The organism is Mannheimia haemolytica, from assembly GCF_004342115.1.
GTDB lineage: Bacteria > Pseudomonadota > Gammaproteobacteria > Enterobacterales > Pasteurellaceae > Mannheimia > Mannheimia haemolytica.
In genome coordinates this window covers 1-1,784 of the sequence record NZ_SMAC01000065.1, presented here as the reverse complement: position 1 = coordinate 1,784, position 1,784 = coordinate 1, and the positions used below count along the sequence as shown (strand labels likewise).

The 1,784-nt window shown below is 36.0% G+C and carries 4 protein-coding genes; all 4 read left to right on the top strand.

Translation table 11 applies throughout. The features are described from left to right. Positions 1–270: DUF551 domain-containing protein (locus tag EDC41_RS13410; protein WP_132303729.1), on the top strand; the 270-nt coding region annotated here is incomplete at its 5' end. A 20-nt stretch (positions 271–290) separates the two neighbouring features. After that, positions 291–500, top strand: coding sequence for a hypothetical protein (locus tag EDC41_RS13405; RefSeq protein ID WP_020824227.1), 210 nt, complete (start codon positions 291–293; stop codon positions 498–500). Positions 501–646: 146 nt separating this feature from the next. After that, on the top strand, positions 647–772 hold the full coding sequence (locus EDC41_RS14140; RefSeq protein ID WP_006248807.1) for a Com family DNA-binding transcriptional regulator: 126 nt from the start codon (positions 647–649) through the stop codon (positions 770–772). Between the two features lie 46 nt (positions 773–818). Continuing rightward, entirely contained in the window at positions 819–1,661 is an 843-nt protein-coding gene (locus tag EDC41_RS13395) for a hypothetical protein (RefSeq protein ID WP_020824228.1), read from the top strand. Positions 1,662–1,784 lie beyond the last annotated feature (123 nt).

The following is a 1,784-nucleotide window of genomic DNA, read 5'->3' as shown; positions in this document are numbered from 1 at the left end:
CCGCTTACAAGTGAAGAAAAGGAATCTGGGTACTTTGAAGAGGTTGACAATTTTATTGAACAACCAGAACTTGTAGAAACTAATGGCTGGATTTCGGTTAAAGACAAATTGCCAGAAATCCACGAAGAAGTGTTGGTAACAAACAACTTTATTATGATAGCTAAGTTTAATGGCGAAAGCTGGATTACATCGGGAGGTATCTTAGGTATTCAGCCTGTTTACGATGTTACTCATTGGCAACCACTTCCTGAACCACCAAGGGAACAATAAAATCCTGTAAGGTTTTAGATATGTTTAGAAATGAACTCCAAGTAATGGACGGTAAACGTTATGTCGTGCTTGAATGCCAATTTCGCCGCGAATGGAAAGTTGCAATAGAGTCTAGAGGTACTGTAACGAGTGGCGAAGCTATCGAAATTTGTCAGTATTGGATCAAGTATAAAGGTGTAAAACCTGAGCAGCTTAAAGTTGTTGAAGTGCCTGATATTTTGAAGGAATAGGCATAAGTTAGTTAAGAACGGCGACATTATAAGTGCAGCAACACTTATAATGCCAGCTACGCAAAGCACACTTGCATATAGCCATACGCCGCCACCTAGCTAGGTAGGCGGAATTTTATCAAAAAATGAAGTAAAAGTGTATTTATATGCAATCATTAAGATTAATTGAGATCCGCTGTAAGTATTGCCAAAAATTATTGGCAAAAGCGAAAGATGTACAACATTTAGAAATTAAATGTGTACGTTGTAAATCAATCAATAAATTTAACTGAATTGAGTGTCTGAGCGTTAAGAACGCCTGAACGCCATAGGAGAACTATGGCAAAGCAAATCTTTAAACAAGCCCCACTTCCGTTTGTAGGTCAGAAACGAATGTTTCTAGCTCAGGTTTCTCAAATTTTAAATGAGAATATTCCTGATGACGGCCAAGGTTGGACAATCATAGATGTATTTGGTGGTAGTGGGTTATTAGCTCATACTGTCAAACATATCAAACCAAAAGCTCACATCATCTACAATGATTATGATGGATATGCGGAGCGGCTAAAGCATATTCCCGATACAAATAGGCTACGCAAGCAAATTTATGACATTATTGGGGAGAGTACGCCTAAAAACAAGCGATTAGATCCTGATAAGAAATCTCAAGTTATCAATGTTATTCAGTCTTTTGATGGGTATATTGATGTAAATTGTGTGGCTTCTTGGTTGCTATTTAGCGGACAGCAAATTAATAGTTTAGAGAATCTATTTAACAAAATATTTTGGAATGGTATTCGCCAAACCGATTATCCAAGTGCGGAAGGCTATTTAGATGGAATAGAAGTTACTCACGAAAGTTTTCATAAACTATTACCACGTTTTCAGCATAAAGATAAGGTATTGTTATTACTTGATCCGCCATATCTTTGTACTCGCCAAGAAAGCTATAAGCAAGCCACTTATTTTGATTTAATCGATTTTTTAAGATTAATCAATTTAACTAAAGTGCCTTATATCTTTTTTAGTTCAACAAAAAGTGAATTTGTGAGGTTCGTAGATTTTATGGTTAGCGAGAAAAAAGATAACTGGCAAACTTTTGAAAATGCGAAATGGATTAAAGTTAAAGCTAGTCTAAATTATCAATCTACCTATGAAGATAATTTGGTTTATAAATTTTGACATTTAATGAATGATTGACAATTAACCGCTTGTTCCGCAAGCGGTTATTTTTTGGAGGAAAAATGCACATAGAAGACAAAATCGCTTGGTGGCTTGCCAATGGAGAGACAGGGGTAAGCAGTA